The following is a 19,422-nucleotide window of genomic DNA, read 5'->3' as shown; positions in this document are numbered from 1 at the left end:
AGGAAGATCCATTGGATCATAATGCTCCAATCAGGGCAGGTATAAATAGGGAAAATAATAAGATGCTACAAACGGCAGGCAAATTCTTCTCTCAACGGCTACAGCGGTGGATGCCTGAACCCTTCGTGTTCGCGATTCTGCTCACGGTGCTGGTGGCGTTGCTATCCATAGCTTTTACCGACAGCGGACTTGGCGGAACGCTCGATGGCTGGTATCGCGGTTTTTGGGTGTTGCTGGAATTCTCCATGCAAATGGTGTTGATGCTGGTCTGCGGCTATGCCATTGCCTTGACGCCGGTGGTGTCCAGGGTGATTGACAGGGTCGCGCTTTGGATCAGGTCGCCTGGCAAGGTTTATCTGGTGGTGGTTATCGTCGGTGCCTTGTTGACGTTAATCAGCTGGGGCTGGGTGGTGATAACGGCAGTGCTTGCTCGGGAATTGGCGATTCGGGTCAAGGGCGTTGATTATCCTTTCCTGATTGCTTGTGTCTATATCTCCAGCCAGCCCTGGGTCGCGGGTCTGTCCAGCTCAATACCGCTGTTGCTCAATACCGAAGGGAATTTTCTGATTTCCATGGGAGCAATGCAGTCCACATTGCCGGTTTCACACACCCTGGGGGGCTTGTTGAACCTGCTGTACCTGGTGGCTTTTTTCATCGGTGTCCCCTTGATTATGTGGCTGATGAAACCCGCAGCCGGGCAAGAGCAGTCGCTACAGGATTTGTTGGTGTCTGACCATCGGACGGAGTCAGTCAGGGAAGAGGCCGAATGTTTAAAGGCCGGTGGCAAGAATTTGTCAGACACTCTGAACAACGGGCCTGTCTTGCAGATGCTGGTGGCATTGGCCGCATTGATCGTGGTGATTCGCCACTTTGGGGTCAAGGGGGCGGGCCTCGATCTCAATATCATGATATTTATCTTTCTGTCAGCGGGGCTGGCGTTGCACATTACGCCCATGCGATTTGTCATCGCTATGAAGAGAGCTTGTGGCAATATTTCCGGCATCGTTTTTCAGTATCCGTTCTACGCGGGCATTATGGGCATGATGACCTACTCGGGTCTGGGTGGGATGTTTTCCGAATGGATGGCCGCCAATGCCACAGAACAAACACTGCCACTGTTGGCGCAGTTGTGTGGAGCTGTGGTTAACTTTGCCATTCCCTCCGCGGGCGGCGAATGGGCGGTAATTGGCCCCGCTTTCGTTGAAGCCGCAGCCGCCGTTGCCTCTGGCATGCCTGCAGAGCAAACACAGGCACTGATCGGGCGGATCGCCATGAGCGTGGCTTACGGCGAATCTTCGACCAACTTGCTGCAACCCTTTTTTATTCTCACCATTCTGCCGGTTATGGGGGCTGGGGTCAGAATTCAGGCGCGGGATGTTATGGGTTATCTACTGATCCCCTTTATTTATCTGACTGTCGCCATCGCGTTGTTGGTCAGTCTCACCCCACTGAACTGAAGCACAGCTGGAAATATATCGCGGCGGCTTATTGCCTGCGTCCCGATATGATTCGATACCGGGAAGTGTCCTCTATTGGTGCACTCCCGCCTCGTCGATGAGCTTCCAGTTTGGCCTAAACAGACCTTCTCGGGAGGTTTTGGGGTGCGTTCTGGTGCGTGAGCGCCTCATTATGGGGCCATAAATTGGTGCGGTTTTTTAGGGTTATTCATAACCTATTGATAAATAAAGAAAATACTAACTTGGCATAACCTGTGCTTTTGTGAGGGTAACTTCGATCTATTAACTCTCAGGGGATATGGCACTATGAGTTCCGCCGAAAAATTCAATCTCTTCTCCTTCACGGGGAAGATGAAAATCCTGCACCTAAGCTGGATGGCCTTCTTTATTACCTTTATGGTGTGGTTCAACTTTGCACCTCTGCTGCAGGCGGTAAAAAGCTCTCTGGGTCTGACCACCCAGGAGATTAAAACGCTGCTGTTGCTGAACGTCTCCATCGCCATTCCCGCCCGGGTTGTTATTGGCATGCTGACCGACAAATACGGTCCGCGCCTGGTGTACTCGGCGCTGCTGATCATCTGTTCCATTCCCTGCTTTATGTTTGCCCTGGCCGACAACTTTGTGCAGGCCGCCATCGCCCGTTTTGCTCTGGGCCTGATTGGTGCCGGCTTTGTGATCGGTATCCGTATGGTGTCCGAGTGGTTCCCGCACAATGAGCTGGGTACCGCTGAAGGCATTTACGGCGGCTGGGGTAACTTCGGTTCCGCGGCGGCGGCCTTTACCCTGCCCACTGTTGCTATCCTCTTCGGTGGTGACGACGGCTGGCGTTATGCCATGGGCATCACTGGTGTGATGAGCCTGATCTTTGGTTTCATTTACTACAACAACGTGACTGATACTCCGAAGGGATCTACTTACTACCGCCCCAAAACCCTGGGTGCGATGGAAGTCACTTCCGTTGGCGACCTGTTCTTCCTGTTGCTGATGAAGATCCCCATGTACGCTGCCCTGGCCCTGTTGACCTGGAAGCTGTCTCCCGCCGGTGTGAGCCTGTTGAGTGAGACCAGTGCGACCCTGATTTATGTTGGCCTGACCCTGTTTTATTTCTACGACGCTTCTCACGTGTGGAAGGTGAACAAGCACATCTTCAAGGAGCCCGTACCTGAGCTGCACCGTTACAGCTTTAAGCAGGTTGCTGTACTGAACGTTCTTTACTTCGCCACATTCGGTTCAGAGCTGGCCGTGGTTTCCATGCTGCCTCTGTTTTTCTCCGAGACCTTTGAGTTGACCCCGGTGGTTGCGGGTATGGTGGCATCTGCCTACGCCTTTATGAACCTGATGTCTCGTCCAGGTGGTGGTTGGATCTCTGATCGCTTTGGTCGCAAGCCGACCCTGCTGATCCTGACTGCTGGCCTTGCTGCAGGTTACTTTATGATGGCTCAGGTCGATAGCAGCTGGCCGATCTGGCTCGCCGTTGTTGCTGCCATGGCTTGCTCATTCTTTGTACAGTCCGGTGAGGGCGCGGTATTTGCCGCCGTACCTCTGATCAAGCGTCGTATGACCGGTCAGATTGCAGGAATGACAGGAGCTTACGGTAACGTCGGTGCGGTGGTGTACCTGACCGTTCTGTCGCTGGTGGATTACAGTACGTTCTTCTATGTGATTGCCGGTACCGCTGTGCTCGGTTTTGTAACTCTGCTGTTTATGGAAGAGCCTTCCGGACAGATTGCTGAGATCAACGAAGACGGTAGTGTGGAGCTGATCGACGTCGCCAAGGCCTGATATTCCTTGACTGATACATGCAAGCTCAAGAGATAACGAAAACGGTCGTCCTTCGGGGCGGCCGTTTTTGTGTTTATGCCTAACGGTTTGTTTCCAATGGGTAGTTGATTAGACTAGGTAGATCGAATATGGGGCAGGTTCAAAACTTTTCCTGGGGGAGCACCATGCCAGACGAGCAGTCGTCTGCCGATGCAAAAACGCAAGGTCTGACGGTCAGCGTTGGCGGTTATACCACTGCGGGCAGCAAGCAACAGAATGAAGATGCCTTCGCCGCAAAACTGCCGGCCAGCCAGGGCGTGGTCAACTACAAGGGGATCGTCGCCTGCGTTGCTGATGGCGTGAGCTGCAGTGAAAACGCGCAACAGGCCAGCCAGACCAGCGTCACTCAATTTATTGAGGACTACTACAGCACCCCCGATAGCTGGAGTGTTAAAAAGTCAGCGGGAAGGGTGCTGACCTCACTCAACAGTTGGTTGTTTCACCACGGTCAACAGAGTGATCTGCGTCACAATGGGCTGGTCACAACCTTTTCCGGTGTGGTGTTAAAGTCCAACACAGCTCATCTGATACACGTTGGTGACAGTCGCATTTTCAGGCTTCGGGGCAAGGAACTGGAACAGCTCACCCGCGATCACTGTCATCAACAATACGGCCGCAAGAGTTTCTTGACCCGCGCCCTCGGTATGGACAGCCACCTTGAAGTGGATTACCACCAGGTGCCCGTCGAAGTCGGCGACTTGCTGGTGATGACCACCGACGGCGTGCACGAGTGGATGTCGTCAGCGCAGTCGCTGGAGTTGCTGTCTGCCGCCAGTGGTGATCTGGAAGAATTGGCCACACGCATTGTGGACCAGGCATTGGCCAATGGCAGCGATGACAATTTAAGCTGTCTGTTGTTACGGGTGGAGAACCTGCCGGCAGCGGATGTGGACGAAGTGCACCGGCAGCTGACCCAATTGGTGATTCCGCCGGTGATGGACGAAGGCAACCGCATAGATCGCTTTGAGGTGCAGCGGATTATTCACAGCGGCACTCGCAGTCATCTATACCTTGTTAAAGATGCGGACAGCGGTCGCGAGCTTGTGCTCAAGGCGCCCTCGGATAATTTCGCTGAAGATGCCCAATACCTGGACGGCTTTATTCGTGAACAGTGGGTGGGCCGGCGCCTGAACAGTCCCTTTGTCATGAAAATCTACGAGCGCCCCCACGAGTCGCCGTTCTTATATCACTTGTGTGAGTATGTTCCGGGCATCAGTCTGCGCCAGTGGATGCACGACAACCCCAGCCCGGACTTCGACACCGTGCGGACCATGGTCGAGTCCATTATCCGCGGCGTGCGGGTATTCCAGCGCATGGGTATGGTGCATCGGGACCTCAAACCCGAAAATGTGTTGATCACTCCGCAAAACAAAGCGGTGATCATTGATTTTGGTACGGTACTGGTGGATGGGCTTGAAGAGATCAGTACCCCCCTGGAGGAAGAGGTGCCGGTGGGATCCGTAGACTATATCGCACCGGAATACCTGCGCGGCGACAAGGGCTCACACGCGTCGGATATATTCTCTATTGGTGTGATGGCCTACGAGATGCTGACGGGCAAATTGCCCTACAAAACCTCGGCGGAGCAGCAGCGCAACCCCCAGCGCTATCAGGATTGGAATTACAAGTCGGCACAAATCGCCCGCAAGGACGTGCCTCTGTGGATGGACCTGGCGCTGGAGAAAGCCTGCGCCGAGGCCCCTGGGGAGCGCTACGGCGCCATGTCGGAATTGCTCTCGGACCTGACCACACCCAACAGCAGCCTGCTGGCGGACCACCAGAGCGCGCCACTGCTAAAGCGCAATCCGCTGCTGGTTTGGCAATCCATTTCCGCCCTTTTATTGCTGCTGGTGCTGATACAGGCGTGGTGGTTGTCCCAGCTGTAGGCATTCGCGCCAGAAACTGGAGTATTGTCCTTTCGGGTCTATAGTTGAATAAGGGAATTCCAATTCTTTATAAAACTCAAACGGACGTTGCATCGTGACCACCCGAAAAGCCACCAAACGAAGCACCAAATCCACTGCCGCCAGCAATGAAGACGGGGTGATTACCGAGCTGGAAACCGTGCGGGATATCTTGTTCGGGCAGCAAGTCCGGCAGCATCAGCAAAAACACGCCGAACTGGAGACCCTGGTTAACAGCTCGGTCCAGCAGCTGCGGGACGAAATGAACAGTATGTCCCTAGAGATCAATGCCCGTATCGACCAGGTGTGTGAGTCCCTCGCCGCTGAGGAGCAGCAGCGGGTAACGGAGATCCAGGGTGTGAATGAGAATTTACAGGCGATTGAGAGCTCCATCGCGCAGCTGGAAGCCGCCTGCCAGACCACAGATAACGACCTTCAGGACCAATTGCTGAACCACGCTGATCAAGTCAAGCAGCAACAGCAGCAGTTGCATGATGAACTCACTGAGGCCCTGCGCCAGGCGGTGGAGAAACTCAGCCGCGATAAAGCGGATCGCACCAGTCTTGCCAGCCTGCTGAGTGGCATTGCCAACCAGCTCTCCGAAACCGAAGCTGCCGGAGCGCAAAGCAGCTAGCGCTTAGCCTCGGGGAAGGGAACACGCTAGGGAAGGGGGTAAACTTGAGTAGGGGTGCTGCGGAGATCGACCCCCCCGAAGTCGGAGAAAGTGCTTCCGATTCGGCGGAATTTGAGACCCTGCGAAGGGTTCTGCTGGGCGCAGAGTACCAGGAGCTGCTTGCGCTCAGGGATCTGTTGCGCAACCCCAACCAGCACAGTGCCCAACTTGCTGACGTTATTTCAGAAGCCCTTGCCATTCGCGCCGGCCGGGACGATTCGGTGGCCCGGGCTCTTGGCAGCACCATCGACGGCGCTCTCACCCAGTCCATCCGGCAAAACCCCACCACTCTCGCTGACGCCCTCTATCCGGTCATGGGGCCTGCCATTCGCAAATCCATAGCAGAAACCCTGACCGGCATGCTGGAGAGCTTTAATCGGGCTCTGGAGCAGAGCATGTCCCCCAGGGCGCTGAAATGGCGTTTCGACGCCTGGCGCACAGGCAAGTCCTACTCCGAAATCGTGTTGCTCAACACCATGGTCTATCAGGTGGAGCAGGTATTCCTGATTCACCGTGAGACGGGGCTGTTATTGCAGCACCTGCAGGCCGACAATGCCATCGTCAAAGCGCCGGACATGGTGTCTGGTATGCTGACTGCCATTCAGGATTTTATCAGCGACTCTTTCACCACTTCTGAAGAGGATCGGCTCAGTACGCTGCGCCTGGGGGAATTAAACGTACTGCTGGAGCAGGGGCCTGGCGCGGTATTGGCGGTGGCGGTGCGGGGCAATGTCAGCGCCGATTATCGGGAGCTGATGAGTGAGGTGCTGGAAGCCTGCCACACCCAATACTCTGTTGAGTTCGCTCAGTTCAACGGCGACGCGGAGCTGATGGTAAAGTTGCCACAGCTGCTTGCGCCCTGTCTGGCTTCCCAGTCTCAGGTGGAAAAACCACGCAGCTTCCCCTGGCGGGCGACCTTAGCCCTGGCCGCACTGGCCTTGGGCTTGTCCTACTGGAGTTATACTCGCCAACAGCAACAACAGGCCTGGGCCAATCTGGTCAATTCTGTGGCCGCAGAGCCCGGTGTTCTGGTTACCTCCGCTCGCTGGCGCAACGGACGTGGTGAAATTTCCGGTCTGCGGGACCCACTGGCCAGTGATCTACAGTTGCTGTTGCAGCAGCATAATTTTGGTGAGGATCAGGTCAATTTTCACTGGCAAGCTTATCTTGCCCTGGACGCCCCCATTTTGCAGCGCCGGATACAAGAGGTGCTGCAGCCGCCGGCAGGCGTATCAATCGGATTACAGGGCGACCGCCTGGTGATCAGTGGCCAGAGCGACACTGCCTGGTATCAGCGTCTGATGGCAATGCCTTTAGCCATGCTGGGGGTGTCGGCATTGGATGTGGCAGGGCTGGAGGATATCGAAGCGCGGCAGCAGGCGATGAGAGTTCTTATGACGAGTATTAATGCCGTCACTTTGGACTACTCAGTTGGGGTCGCAGTGCCCTCCCCGGATGATCGTGAAAAACTGAAGCAACTGGCGGCTAATATTGTTGAGCTCCAGGCAATGATTGGCGCCGATGGTGAGCGTCTGCAAATAGTGATCACGGGCCATACTGATCCACTGGGGTCTGATGAAGACAACCGTATACTCGGCCGCGAAAGAGCGGAGAACATCATCGCTATGCTTAACGCGCTGGGCGTAGTCACCACAGACTTCAGGGCAGAATATGTGTTGGCTGACGACCGTGTGGCCGGGGCTGTTCGGCGCAGTGTTACCGTGAATGCGCAAGTGATCGCGCAAGAGGAGGCAGTGCCGTGATTCAGAAGAAGATCTGTCTGCTGGGCGGGTTTGCGGTTGGGAAAACCAGCCTCGTCAGGCGCTATGTGGAGAGTCTGTTTGATGAGCGCTATCTGACCACGGTTGGGGTGAAGATCGACAAGAAAGTGGTTGAGATTGACGGTCGGCAGGTCAATCTGATGATCTGGGATCTGGCCGGAGAGGACGAATTCGCCAAGCTTAATGGCTCCTATCTGCGTGGTGCTTCCGGTTTCATACTGGTAGCGGACCCAACGCGCCCCGCAACCGTCGAAAAGATGTTCGAACTACTGCAAAAAGCGCAGCAATCAGCACCTGGCGCGAGAGGGGTGGTTGCTCTCAACAAGGTGGACCTGTTGGACGAATGGCGCCTGGAGGAAGCGTATCAACAGCAACTGCAGGCATTGGATATGCCGGTTTTACGCACCAGCGCGAAAACAGGGGAAGAGGTGGAAGCCCTGTTCGTGAAGCTGTCTTCGTCTATGTTGTTGGGGGGGCAGGGTGATGCTTGATCGAGTGTTTCAGCAACTTGACCAGCTGGTGTTGCAGCGTACAGAAGGTCGGTGGTTTATCGCACACTCACAGGTGCCTGAGGTATTGGCGGAATTCTTTGATAACAGTGGTGAGCCATTCGAGTTGGGCGATGATCTTTTGTTTCTGGATAACTTCCTGATTGACGCCGATGCGCACTGGCAAAGCGGCGCCGATTTCCCCCGCCATTCCGGTACCTGGTATGAACGTTCTCGCAGTGGAGTTGATGTCGCGCTTGAAGCGATCGCATTGACGGTGGACGGCAGCTCGATTCTGGTGATCGAAGCACCGGGCGTAAAGCACGAATTAGCAGCCAGCAAGCTTCAGGCCGCTCGTGAGCACTTACTAACGGAGGAGCGCCTGGAACAGGAAATGCGCAAACGCACGGCGCAAATCCGCGAGCGGGAAGAGCAGATTGCGCTTCGCCTGTTGGCAGCTGCGGGTTTTCGTGATGAAGAAACCGGCGCTCATGTTCGTCGCATCGGCATGTATTCTGAAGCCATTGCCAAGCATCTCGGCTGGCCTCAGGACCAGGTCGACCAGATCCGTATGGCGGCGCCTATGCACGATATCGGCAAGATAGGCATCCCCGATTATGTGCTGTTGAAACCCGGTAAACTGACAAAGGAAGAATGGAGTGTCATGAAGCGACACGCCGCTATCGGTGCGGAAATGCTCGCCAATACCGGGATTCCCATGATGGACATGGCCAGTGATATTGCCCGCTTTCATCACGAGCGTTGGGACGGCACGGGTTACCCTGATGGACTCTTGGGGGAGGCCATACCCATCAGTTGCCGCATCACCGCTATTGTGGATGTCTACGATGCATTGGTGCACGAACGCGTATACAAACCTGCCTACGATGAGCCCACAGCGCTGAATATGATGCGGGAACTTGCGGGCAATCATCTCGATCCGAACCTGTTCGAAGTGTTTCTGGAATTGTTGCCCGAGATTCGACGTATACGCCAGGAGATTCAGTAGACCGTTATCTGTCGTTGCCTCCCTTAGCACAAATCGTCACAATGTCCTTCCTCCAAAATTTCTTTTAGGGACACCACCATGAAAAAAACACTGACTGTTCTGTTCGCAGGCTTGTTGACGGTTATGGCCAGCACTACCACCATCGCTCACTGTCAGATTCCCTGCGGCATTTATGATGACAACCTGCGCGTAAAACTGATGTTGGAAGACGCCACCACGGTGATCAAGGCCACCGACGAAATCGCCAAGCTGGCCGGCAAGACCGATGCTCAGTCCAGCAATCAGATGGTTCGTTGGGTCATGAACAAAGAACAACATGCCCAGAACGTCATCGAATCCATCAGTGATTACTTTTTGACCCAGCGGGTAAAAACCAAACAAAAAGATTACGCCGAACGTCTGCAAAAGCACCATGCGGTAATCGTTGCCGCGATGAAGGCCAAACAAAACGCCGACGATAAATACGCCCTGGCGCTGCACAAGGCGATCAAGGCTATTGAAGGATACTACCCTGCGCACAAGCACTAAAATCCCGAATTGAGCGGACGCCGCCTTGCTGTGGCATCCGCAGGATTCAGATAACCCCACCGCGCCCTAAATCTTCGATCATTTCGCTGTTATAACCGAGCAGGTCTTGGTAAATCGCGCGGTTTGCACTGCCTTGGGGCAGTCCCGGAAAACGCACATGTCCCGTCTGGCCCAGCAGGCGAATCGGGACATTTGGCATTTTCAGTTCCACACCGGTGGCAGGGTCCTGCACCGTGGCAAATGAACCGCGCTGTTGAAAGTGCTCGTCGTTATCAATAGCCGCCATGGTCATCACCGGCCCTGCGGTAATCCCTTTTTGGCGGAAAAGAGCCAATATCTCCGACTCTGTTTTGGTGCTGTGCCAATCCTGAATGATATCGTTCAGTGCTGCACGGTTTTCCGGGCGAATGCGATCGTTGTTGGTGAGAAACCTCGGATCCTTGATCAGCTCTTCCCGCTTCATCACGCGAGCCAGATCCTCCCAGGGCTTTTGGGAAGAGCAGGAAAGTGCGATCCACCGACCGTCTTGTGTGCGATACACATTACGCGGAGCGGCTGCCCTGAGCTCATTGCCAATGGGCTCGGGGTTCTCGCCGGTGAGTTTATAGCTGAGAAACTCTCCACCCAGATAACCGAACAGTGGTTCGTACAAAGACATGTCAATAACTTGCCCGCCCTTGGCGCCACGCTCCTGGCCCAGTAATGCGAGGCTGACCGCAAACGCCAGATGCACACCTGTCGTCATATCAGCCAGTGCATTGGGTGGACTGGTTGGCCCGCTGTTGGCGGTGCCGTTGAGATAGGAAAATCCGCTATAGGCTTCTGCTACGGTGCCAAAGCCAGGCAGTTCGGCCTTGGGGCCGCTCATACCAAATCCGGATACTTTACCAATGATCAAACCCGGATTGATTTCAAGCAGTTGTTCATGTGAAAGGCCCAGTCGGCCCATTACGCCCGGGCGCATATTCTCGATCAGAACGTCGGCCTTCTTGATCAACTCCTGAAAAATCTCACGCCCTTCGCCGCGTTTGAGGTTGATGGTTATGGGCAATTTGTTACGACCGATAACCGCGTGAAAAGGTTCGATGCCGGTTTCATGATGGGTTCCCCAGGAGCGCAGTGCATCGGGCGCCGCCGGGTTTTCAATTTTGATGACTTCGGCGCCGGCGTCTCCCAGCAGGGCAGCAGCAAAAGGCGCCGCTATCACCGTGGAGAGATCGAGAACTCGCTTGCCGTTTAGGGGCAAGTCTTCAACCTTCGATGCTTGCCGTTGCTGCTGAATAAAAAGAGTTAAGTCTGGCGAGGATTGATTCATTGGCAAGGTCTCCGCGCTTTAAAGCCCACGGGCATTTTCAATTTGTTCAACCTGGGCAACGACAACTTCTGCCTGGCGAATCGAGGCGGCGTCGATCAAGCGACCATCAAGAGAGACCGCCCCCAGCCCCTGGGTGGCAGCCTCGGACATGGCTTCGAGGATGCGGCGGGCCCGAACCACTTCCTTCTCTGCGGGAGTAAATATGTCGTTGGCCAGAGAGACCTGGCTGGGATGAATAGCCCACTTGCCTTCAATGCCGAGCGCGGCGGCAGCTTTGGCGACGGCCACATAGGCATCGGGGTCATCGATAGCGCCAAAAGGACCGTCAATCGGTCTCAGGCCATTAGCACGGCAGGCAACCACCAGGCGGCACAGGGCAAAGTGCCAGGGGTCGCCCAGCAAAAATCCACGATCTGAATCCCGGGCCTCACCGGTGAGAACACCGTAATCCGGAATGGCGCCACCGATCTGGGTCGTGCGCGCGCGAATGGATGCGGCATAGTCAGCGACACCAAAAACCATGGCTTCCATTCGCTGCGGACAGGCACGGGCAATTTGTTCGATATTGGCCATGCCCTCGGCGGTTTCAATCAACACATGCAGGTTTACAGGTTTATAGCCCTTGGCCTGCTCAATCTGGGTCATTATTGTGGCGACAAGATAGATATCTTCGGGCGTATTCACTTTGGGGATCAGTATGGTGTCCAGTTTATCGCCGGCCTGCTCCATGACATCCACAAGGTCACGGTACATATAGTGGGTGTCGAGGCCGTTGATGCGCACAGAGGTGGCACAGGCAGACCAGTCCAAATCATTAAGGGCGGCGATCACGTTCGTGCGCGCCTGATCTTTGTCGGCAGGGGCCACGGCGTCTTCCAGATCCAGAAAGACCAGATCGGCGCCAGCGCGGGGAGCCTTTTCCAGCATGTTGGTATTGCATCCAGGAACCGCCAGCTCGCTTCGGTGCAATCGGTTTTTAATGGCCATGGGTACTCTCCTGTATTGTTCTTTGTGACTGATGAAAGTGAAGGCTGTCATTCTTGTAGTTAAATTACTTTTTGGGCAATACCCCTTTTGTTATAAGTCTTTTGTTTAGATCTATTTTTCAGCTGGTTATGGAGTTTATTGGGTTGCTCATGATTTCAAGGTGTTGAGGCCAAAATTAAGGAGCGCCATTTGGTTGTTGTTTTTGTAGTTAAACTACAGATTGTGTGACATGGAGTGTGAATTTATTTCGCCAATTCCATAAGAAGCTTTCACTTCCGGCCAGATTCAGTCGTCGATAGGGTAGAGCAGATACGACTGACCTTTAATCAGAAACGTGGAGATGGTGCAGTGAGCAATTCGTGGCCCCAGTGGGTGGCTGAGCTGATCAGGGCGGGGGATTCGGGAGAATTCTGGTGCGCCTTGCAGGCGACTCTTAAGACACTGTTGCCCCTCGATGGGCTATTGGTATTGGCTTACCACCGGGATAATCGCCCCGATGTGCTCTTTGCCAATATCAGTGAGGCCAATGTTCGAGTGCTGCATGACTACCACTTGCAGGGCGGATATCTGGTGGCGCCTTATTTTCTGGCCAATCGCCGGGCAGAGCTGAACGACGGGGTGTATCGAATTGAAGACGTCGCCCCCGAAGGTTTTTTGCAGAGTGATTACCATCGTCACTACTTCTGTAAGACAGGTTTACGTTCTGAGTTGGCCTTTGTCAGCCGAGTGAACCCGAACACAGTCGTCATGGTTTCTTGCGGCAGCTATCGTCTCACATACCAGGAAGTACAACGGCAGGGTTGCGCATACGTCGCGCCGGTTATTTGCGAGCTGGTGCGCAGCCGCTACCGGCGTTTTGATTCCGTCAACGCCACCTCTGGCACCGGGCGCATTCATCAAGAGCTGGCATCCGCGCAGAAGAATTTTGGTCGTTCGCGCCTGTCTGAACGGGAGCAGGAGGTGGTACAGCTGATCCTTCGCGGCCATTCCATTAAATCCATCGCCGAGAAACTGGGCATATCCTGTGGTACGGTGAAAGTCCACCGCAAGAATATTTATGTGAAACTGGATGTTTGCAGCCAGTCAGATTTGTTCTCACTGTTCTTGTCAGCTCTGGGGGCGAGTCTGGACACGCAAGCAAACCAGGGCGAAGATCCGTTAACTGTGTACTGGCCTCGATCAACAAACCACCCGAGAACCTGATTGTGGCAGACTGTTGAAAAGGTCCCTTGAGTTTTTCAACAGTCTTCTGACTAAACCAATTAATATATCCGGGCTTAATCAAACGAGTAAGAGGCGGTGATTCCCATGGTTCTCGGCTGAGCATATACGGACTGACCGAACCCCGCGCCCTGGCCAATAAAGGCATCCAGGATACCCAAATCCAGGCTGTACAGACGATACTCCTCGTCAGTCAGATTCTTGACCCAGCCGGTCACTTTCCAGGTTTCTGAATCGCTGGTGTAAGAGAGGCTGGCATTGCCAACGAAGTGCGCATCTTCTTCGGCCAGGCCGTTATTGGTTCCTTCCAGAAACTGCTCTGAGTTGTATACGCCATCAACCTGCGCGGCTATGCGGCCACCCAGCGCATCCCAGGCGTAGCGTACCAAAGCGTTGTAACTGTAATTGGGAGCGTTGGGCAATTCCACATCGGTATGATCAATGCCAAACGCCGTTGGGGCACCTTCTACGTTAGAGTCAATAAACGAAGCTCCAAAGATAATGTCCCAGCCCTCGGCGGGGGTCAGGAATAACTCGATTTCTCCCCCCTGGTTGGTGGCGTCCCGGTTAACGACCTGTGGTGTGGCATTGAGCAGAGAAAACTGTTGGTAGTCTTGATAGTCGTAGTAAAACACTGTGGCATTGAAGCGGGCAAGACCATCGAGCAGATCCAGCTTGGTGCCCAGTTCCCAGGCGTGCAGCACTTCTTCATCGTGCTTGAAGTTTTCAATGCTTACGTCCCGATTGGGAGACCAGTTGCCGCCCTTGATACCTCGGTTGTAGGCGCCAAACACAAGCACGTTTTCGTCAGGACGATAGTCCAGTTGCAGGCGCGCCGCGTAGTCTCCGTAGTCAATGTTATCAACACCGGCGCGGATTGTGGTTACAGGCGATCCGCTGCGGGCATCGTATTCGACACCATCGCTCAGCTCGTACACCAGTATGGCCGGGATACCATCGTCGGAGCCATCGGGGTTGAGATCATCTGAAACATTCTGGAAACGGATGTCCTTGTCATCCTGTGACCAACGATAACCGGCGATCAGAGTCAACTGCTCGGTCAGATCGTATTCCAGCTGACCAAACAGAGACCAGTTGCGAGAATCCAAATCGGTGGTGCTGTCTGTGCTGTTGAAAACAGGTGCGGTGAGCACATTGCCGGTGACATTGGAAACCAGATCCGCACTGATAGACAGGTAGTATGCGCCGAGCTGCCAGCGCAGGGCGTCGCCTTCTCCCGACAAACGCAGCTCCTGGGACCACTGGCTGTAATCCGCTTTGGTGGAGAATTCGAACAGGGCTCCGGTGTCTGCCGAGACGGTGCCATCCGCGTCCTCCAGATAAAATTTATCCAATGACAATGCGTTGGTGATAGACACCAGCTCCATATTGTCGGAGACGTCCCAAGTCAGTTTAAGTGTCGCATTGGTGGACTCCCGATCAAAGTAACCGCCGTCCGAAAAATCTTTGTGCGGCGCTGGAGCAGGGATGCCCTGCTCAGGAAACCCCAAGCCCAGATCGTCTACATCTGCCGCAAAGATCACATAGGTGCCGGTAGGCACGTCATCGTCCTTCGAGTAGGCCAGGGTCAGATCTGCCACAAGGCGGTCGCTTAAGTCGATCTGTAGCGATCCTCGAATCGCATGGCCGTCGGCGCCGTGAGAGTCTCTGGCCCCCACCTGATTCTCCACATAACCGTCAGCTTGTTCCCAACGAGCGGCAAGACGTCCGCGCGCACTGTCGCTGATGGCACCGCCAACAGCGCCTTCGAGCGTGTAGCGATCAAAGCTGCCGATTGACGCTTCCAGATAGCCATTGAGTTCGTCATCACTGGCACCCTTGGTAATGTAGTGAACCAACCCGCCGGTGGCATTGCGACCAAACAGTGTTCCCTGAGGACCTCGCAGTACCTCGACCCGTTCCATATCAAACAGCTGGCCATTGATCGCATTCATGCTGCCTATATAGGCATTGTCCACGTATACCGCGACCGGAGCTTCCAGATTGTCCTGAAAGTTATTCTGGGAAATTCCGCGTAGATTCAACGCGGTGAAGGCGGGCGTAAACGACTGATACTGCAGACCTGGAATTTGTTGGGTGATATCCACAGTGTTGCCCACGCCCAGCTCTTTGAGCTGATTGCCGTTAAAGGCACTCACAGAAATTCCCACATCCTGTAGGTTCTGTTCACGCTTCTGGGCCGTGACGACTACCTCCTCAAGCACCAGCGCGTTTGCGGAACCGGCGGATAAGGATACGGCAATGGCATTTGCCAGCAGGGCTTTCTTTGTGATGTGCATGGGAGACTCTCCTCGCTTATTGATTATTGTCTCTGGGTTGAGTGATCAGCGGGCATCGTTCAATAGGGTGAGATGTGCGCCCACCGGCCCGTTGGAAAGCTCACCGAAGTCATAGGATTTGTAACCAAACAGCTTGCCAGTGGTTTTACGTTTGTTGAAGTCCACCATTATCACACCGAGTGTGGGGATGACTTTTTCCCGCCAGACGAACAGATACAGCTCTTCGTCCACTTTGTAGTAGTGACACTTGTCGGTATCAGCAAGGCCCGATTCCGCGCCTTTTACACAGTGCCAGGTATAGAGATTGGGATTGAGGTAATGGTGCTCGTAGCTGTCTTCTTCACCGTAATCGTAGAGGACACTTTTGCCCACCAGATCAGTGGTTTGTTGATGAACAGGCGTCGAGTCTGAGACGGGAGTATCGATGGAGCCGTGCATAAACACCGTGTCGACGGGGGTCAGGCTTTGGCCCTTGAGTACCCGACTGTATACGGCGAGATTAGTTGCCTCCTCAGTAGGCAGTGTACCGATAATGGCAGTAAAAATGCCCCGGTTAAGGTCCAACACCAGGCTGACGGAAGTGGCTCTTTCGCTGTTTTTGATAAAGTCCACCAACACAATACCCGGTCTGAGACTGGTGGCCCGATATTCATCAATAGAGGTTTGCCCCTGTCCTTCGCCGTTTATTACTTCCCATTCGAGTGTATCTGGTGAAAGAAAACGATGTTGGATGATCCAGCCTTTGTCTGAATCGTTGTCCAAATGATTGTCGAAATGCAAATCCAGGCTCCTGCCGGACAGCTCTGACGTCGGCTGCAGCTCATTGCCGCCAAAACCGTCGACCAGTTCGCCGACCTGAATCCACTCGCTGGAAAGTTTCTGTTCCGCACTCATAGTTAATCCCGTCTGTAGCCGCGTTCACCGCGGGTTGTGAATGAGGCTTACAGCTTAGGAGGAGTGGGGCGGCAGTGCCTATCCACCAAAGGGTTGATAGGCGAAGATTTAAGAGTCGTGGGGCAGTGAGTCAGTGACCGATTTCCGCAAACACGCGGGACAACAGTTGAGTTCTGGAAGAGACACCAACCTTGGCATAGATATGATTGAGGTGGGTTTTTACAGTCGCCAGCCCTACCTCCAGTTCTCGGGCGATTACCTTGTTCTCAGCACCGGCAATCACCCATTCCAGTACATCCAATTCTCGATCCGTGAGTTCAAAGCGATCAGTGATGGTGGCTCGTTGGGACGCTCTTTCTGGCAAATAGACGGTATTGATGGCGTATTCCAGAAATCGTTGCGTGACCGTCAGTGTTTGCAACTCTTCAGGGCTGAAGGCCGGAAGGCTGGCATCACGCAACATGGTTAACACAGCGATAATACGGTCTTCCTGGCGGAAAAATAAATCGGTGACGTGCTCAATGTTTCTGGGCTTGAGAAACTCCTGATAGTAAACCGTATTATGCAGGGTGGAGGTGGACATGATGTTCTCCAGGCACACCAAATTTTCTTTCCGCTTCTGGTAGCGGGCCGGGTGCGCCGGGTCCAAGTCCTTGTAGTGAAGCCGATAGGCCTGGTCCATCTCCTGCTCGATACCATGAAGAACGATGCCCTTATGGTGCATATTGGGGTCGACCAGATAAAACGCCGACGAGGTTAACGGCAGCAGGCCGTTCACCAATGCCAGGCTCTCTTCCTGGAAGCGATGAGGGAAGTCGGTGGATTTGTACTTGCTTTTAAACATAGCCGCCTTCAACCATAGTGGATGCCCGAGCCGAGGTCCTTTTCACGGTAGCCAAGCGTAGAGGGAAAATCAACCGAATCAATTTTTGCGTCTCAACCCTTTGGTGGATGGCGGTGTGAAATCACAGCCACATATACTTTCTCGCAGACTGACACCGCCGTGAGGATCAACGAATGACAGCAAAAACACTGCAAGGCAAGAAGGCACTGATTACCGGCGGTGGTACGGGCATTGGTGCAGCGATTGCACGCCGTTTCGTGGAGGTGGGGGCCGCCGTGTTGATTACAGGAAGGCGCCGTGAACCCCTGCAGAGGCTGTCAGAAGAAATAGGCTGTCATTTTTGCATCTGTGATGTTGCCGATTATGCGCAATGCCAGACGGCGGTCAAATCAGCCATCGAATGTCTGGGCGGATTGGACATCCTGGTGGCCAATGCCGGCGTTTTGTTTGAAGGCAGTGTGACGGAGCAGGATCTCGCGCAGTGGCAGAGCAGTTTGGATATTAACGTTACTGGCGTAATGAATATGGCGCGGGCAGTGCTGCCTGCCATGGAACAGAACAGAGCCGGAGCCATCGTTAACGTTGCCTCGGTTGCCGCAATGGCCAGCGGGCCAGGGGTAAGCAGTTATGTCACCAGCAAGACTGCGGTTCTGGGACTAACCCGTTCATTGGCGGTGGACTATGGTCCCATGGGTATCCGGGTCAATAGCCTCTGCCCGGGTTGGGTGCGAACGCCAATGAGCGATGAAGAAATGAAAGTGCTCGCCCGCAAACGGGGGATCAGTGTGGTAGAGGCGACCCGTGAGGTCACCCGTTTTCTGCCTCTTGGGCGGATGGCGGAGGTCGAGGAAATTGCCGACTGCGCGGAGTTTCTGGCGTCTGAGCGATCTTCCTTTGTCACAGGCACAACGCTACTGGCCGACGGGGGTGGTCAAGCGGTGGATGTGGGAACCCTGGCGTTTGAGGCTCAATTATGAATCGCACAAGCGGCACCCTCAACGGTCGGAATCTGCCCTTACTGGTAGCGATCTATATCAATATCGTCGGTCCCTCCGTGTTTATCGTACAGCCGTCATTTGTCCAGATGCTGGTGGCACACCTGGGGTTTGGGACGCGTGCTGCGGGCTATATTGCCTCTGCGGAAATGTGGGGGATTGCACTGGCAACACTGGCCTTGACGGTGCTGATGCGTCGTTGCCAATGGCGCAGAATGTTGCGCGTGGCGTCGGTGTTTATCGTCATTGGCAATCTCGCCAGTGTACTGATGCCTTGCTGGGAGGCATTGGCATTATGTCGTTTTGTGGCAGGCCTGGGGTGTGGCGCATTGATCTCCATCGGTTTTACGGTGCTCGGCATCAGTGCCAGACCGGATCGAAACTTTGGTTTGATGATCGCCGCGCTGTTGAGCTATGGGGCGCTGGGCATGTGGCTGTTGCCCGTCGCGGCCAGCGCAGTGGGATCAGAGGGGGTGTTTCTGTTTTTCGCACTTCTGGGGGGCAGTGTATTACCGTTAGTGGACTACTTGCCGAACCGCGCAGAGCCGGAGGAAGTGTCCGCAGTCAGTACATCGGTTCTCAGCTCACGACACATGCGCAGTGCTGCAGTCTTGGCAATGTTTCTGTATTTCTTCGGGCAGGGAGTCGTATGGACGTACCTGTTTTTAATCGGCACCTCTAAGGGGTTTTCCGAGCAACAGGTTGCCAGTGCTTTGTCGTTGTCTCAGTTTCTTGCCATTGCCGCGGCTCTGGGAGCCGCGACAGTGGGAACACGTTATGGCAGGCTGGGCCCTGTTTGTCTGGGAATTTTGGGCGGCATCGTACCTCTGTTGTTTTTATTTCAATTGCAAAACCTGTCGGCATTTGTTGTTGCCGTTTGCGTGTACAACTTTGCCTGGAACCTGCTGCATCCTTATTTGTTAGGTGTTATGGCCAGTCTTGACCTAAGCGGAAAGGTTGTTACCAATGCCACCTCCGCGCAAATGGTTGGATTGGCCATGGGGCCGGCCGTCGCTGTTCAGTTGATTCAGGACCAGGATCTTGGCAATGCGATCTGGTTGGGCGTTGTTTCTCTGGCCGCTGCCTTGTGTTTTATTGCTCCACCTATTTTGGATCTGCGTCGGCGTCAGGGCTCCGACTTTATGATGAGCGCAATCTGACTATATAGTCATAGCTCCGGTAACATAGCTGTGGTAATGTGCGCG

16 protein-coding genes are annotated in these 19,422 nt (G+C 54.4%); 11 read left to right on the top strand and 5 right to left on the bottom strand.

Annotation, left to right across the window (positions count from 1 at the left end):
- Window positions 1-62 precede the first annotated feature (62 nt).
- From HBA55_RS28900 to HBA55_RS28865, 8 genes are all read left to right on the top strand, one after another.
- Complete coding sequence (locus HBA55_RS28900) at window positions 63-1,457, top strand: short-chain fatty acid transporter (RefSeq protein WP_166998679.1); 1,395 nt, start codon at window positions 63-65, stop codon at window positions 1,455-1,457.
- Between the two features lie 306 nt (window positions 1,458-1,763).
- Window positions 1,764-3,239 carry a NarK family nitrate/nitrite MFS transporter gene (locus tag HBA55_RS28895; protein WP_166998677.1) on the top strand — a complete coding sequence of 492 codons (1,476 nt, stop codon included), beginning with the start codon at window positions 1,764-1,766 and terminating at the stop codon, window positions 3,237-3,239.
- Between the two features lie 164 nt (window positions 3,240-3,403).
- Window positions 3,404-5,164 carry a bifunctional protein-serine/threonine kinase/phosphatase gene (locus HBA55_RS28890; RefSeq protein WP_166998675.1) on the top strand — a complete coding sequence of 587 codons (1,761 nt, stop codon included), beginning with the start codon at window positions 3,404-3,406 and terminating at the stop codon, window positions 5,162-5,164.
- A 94-nt stretch (window positions 5,165-5,258) separates the two neighbouring features.
- Window positions 5,259-5,816, top strand: coding sequence for a hypothetical protein (locus HBA55_RS28885; protein ID WP_166998673.1), 558 nt, complete (start codon window positions 5,259-5,261; stop codon window positions 5,814-5,816).
- Window positions 5,817-5,860: 44 nt separating this feature from the next.
- Window positions 5,861-7,618 (top strand): OmpA family protein, encoded by a 1,758-nt coding sequence (locus HBA55_RS28880; RefSeq protein ID WP_166998671.1) that lies wholly within the window; start codon window positions 5,861-5,863, stop codon window positions 7,616-7,618.
- The gene (locus HBA55_RS28875) at window positions 7,615-8,127 is read left to right on the top strand and encodes a GTP-binding protein (RefSeq protein WP_166998669.1); all 513 of its coding nucleotides are present in this window, start codon (window positions 7,615-7,617) and stop codon (window positions 8,125-8,127) included. The genes HBA55_RS28880 and HBA55_RS28875 overlap by 4 nt, the downstream gene beginning before the upstream one ends.
- The gene (locus HBA55_RS28870; RefSeq protein ID WP_166998667.1) at window positions 8,120-9,133 is read left to right on the top strand and encodes an HD-GYP domain-containing protein; all 1,014 of its coding nucleotides are present in this window, start codon (window positions 8,120-8,122) and stop codon (window positions 9,131-9,133) included. Before HBA55_RS28875 ends, HBA55_RS28870 begins: the two co-directional genes overlap by 8 nt.
- Before the next feature lie 78 nt (window positions 9,134-9,211).
- Entirely contained in the window at window positions 9,212-9,661 is a 450-nt protein-coding gene (locus HBA55_RS28865; protein WP_166998665.1) for a superoxide dismutase [Ni], read from the top strand.
- A gap of 46 nt (window positions 9,662-9,707) precedes the next feature.
- Here HBA55_RS28865 and HBA55_RS28860 read toward each other — a convergent pair whose 3' ends face one another.
- Together HBA55_RS28860 and HBA55_RS28855 are read right to left on the bottom strand one after the other, a co-directional pair.
- Entirely contained in the window at window positions 9,708-10,976 is a 1,269-nt protein-coding gene (locus tag HBA55_RS28860) for a CaiB/BaiF CoA transferase family protein (RefSeq protein ID WP_166998663.1), read from the bottom strand.
- 18 nt (window positions 10,977-10,994) lie between these two features.
- Window positions 10,995-11,963, bottom strand: a complete 969-nt coding sequence (locus HBA55_RS28855; RefSeq protein WP_166998661.1) for an HpcH/HpaI aldolase/citrate lyase family protein — start codon at window positions 11,961-11,963, stop codon at window positions 10,995-10,997.
- A gap of 348 nt (window positions 11,964-12,311) precedes the next feature.
- Here HBA55_RS28855 and HBA55_RS38090 point away from each other — a divergent pair, with 348 nt between their 5' ends.
- On the top strand, window positions 12,312-13,166 hold the full coding sequence (locus tag HBA55_RS38090) for a LuxR C-terminal-related transcriptional regulator (protein WP_166998659.1): 855 nt from the start codon (window positions 12,312-12,314) through the stop codon (window positions 13,164-13,166).
- 74 nt (window positions 13,167-13,240) lie between these two features.
- Here HBA55_RS38090 and HBA55_RS28845 read toward each other — a convergent pair whose 3' ends face one another.
- The 3 genes from HBA55_RS28845 to HBA55_RS28835 form a co-directional block, all read right to left on the bottom strand.
- A complete protein-coding gene (locus HBA55_RS28845) occupies window positions 13,241-15,484 on the bottom strand; it encodes a TonB-dependent receptor (RefSeq protein WP_166998657.1) in 2,244 nt (747 codons plus the stop codon).
- 45 nt (window positions 15,485-15,529) lie between these two features.
- Window positions 15,530-16,378, bottom strand: coding sequence for a molybdenum cofactor biosynthesis F family protein (locus HBA55_RS28840; RefSeq protein ID WP_166998655.1), 849 nt, complete (start codon window positions 16,376-16,378; stop codon window positions 15,530-15,532).
- A 130-nt stretch (window positions 16,379-16,508) separates the two neighbouring features.
- On the bottom strand, window positions 16,509-17,222 hold the full coding sequence (locus tag HBA55_RS28835; protein WP_166998654.1) for a helix-turn-helix transcriptional regulator: 714 nt from the start codon (window positions 17,220-17,222) through the stop codon (window positions 16,509-16,511).
- Window positions 17,223-17,395: 173 nt separating this feature from the next.
- On the opposite strand from HBA55_RS28835, the gene HBA55_RS28830 reads away from it, so the two are divergent.
- Both HBA55_RS28830 and HBA55_RS28825 read left to right on the top strand, forming a co-directional pair.
- Complete coding sequence (locus HBA55_RS28830; RefSeq protein WP_166998652.1) at window positions 17,396-18,199, top strand: SDR family NAD(P)-dependent oxidoreductase; 804 nt, start codon at window positions 17,396-17,398, stop codon at window positions 18,197-18,199.
- Window positions 18,196-19,377 carry an MFS transporter gene (locus tag HBA55_RS28825; RefSeq protein ID WP_166998650.1) on the top strand — a complete coding sequence of 394 codons (1,182 nt, stop codon included), beginning with the start codon at window positions 18,196-18,198 and terminating at the stop codon, window positions 19,375-19,377. Before HBA55_RS28830 ends, HBA55_RS28825 begins: the two co-directional genes overlap by 4 nt.
- Window positions 19,378-19,422 lie beyond the last annotated feature (45 nt).

The sequence above is a fragment of the Pseudomaricurvus alkylphenolicus genome, assembly GCF_011683955.1.
Lineage (GTDB): Bacteria > Pseudomonadota > Gammaproteobacteria > Pseudomonadales > Cellvibrionaceae > Pseudomaricurvus > Pseudomaricurvus alkylphenolicus.
This window is presented reverse-complemented; position numbering and strand designations above follow the sequence as displayed.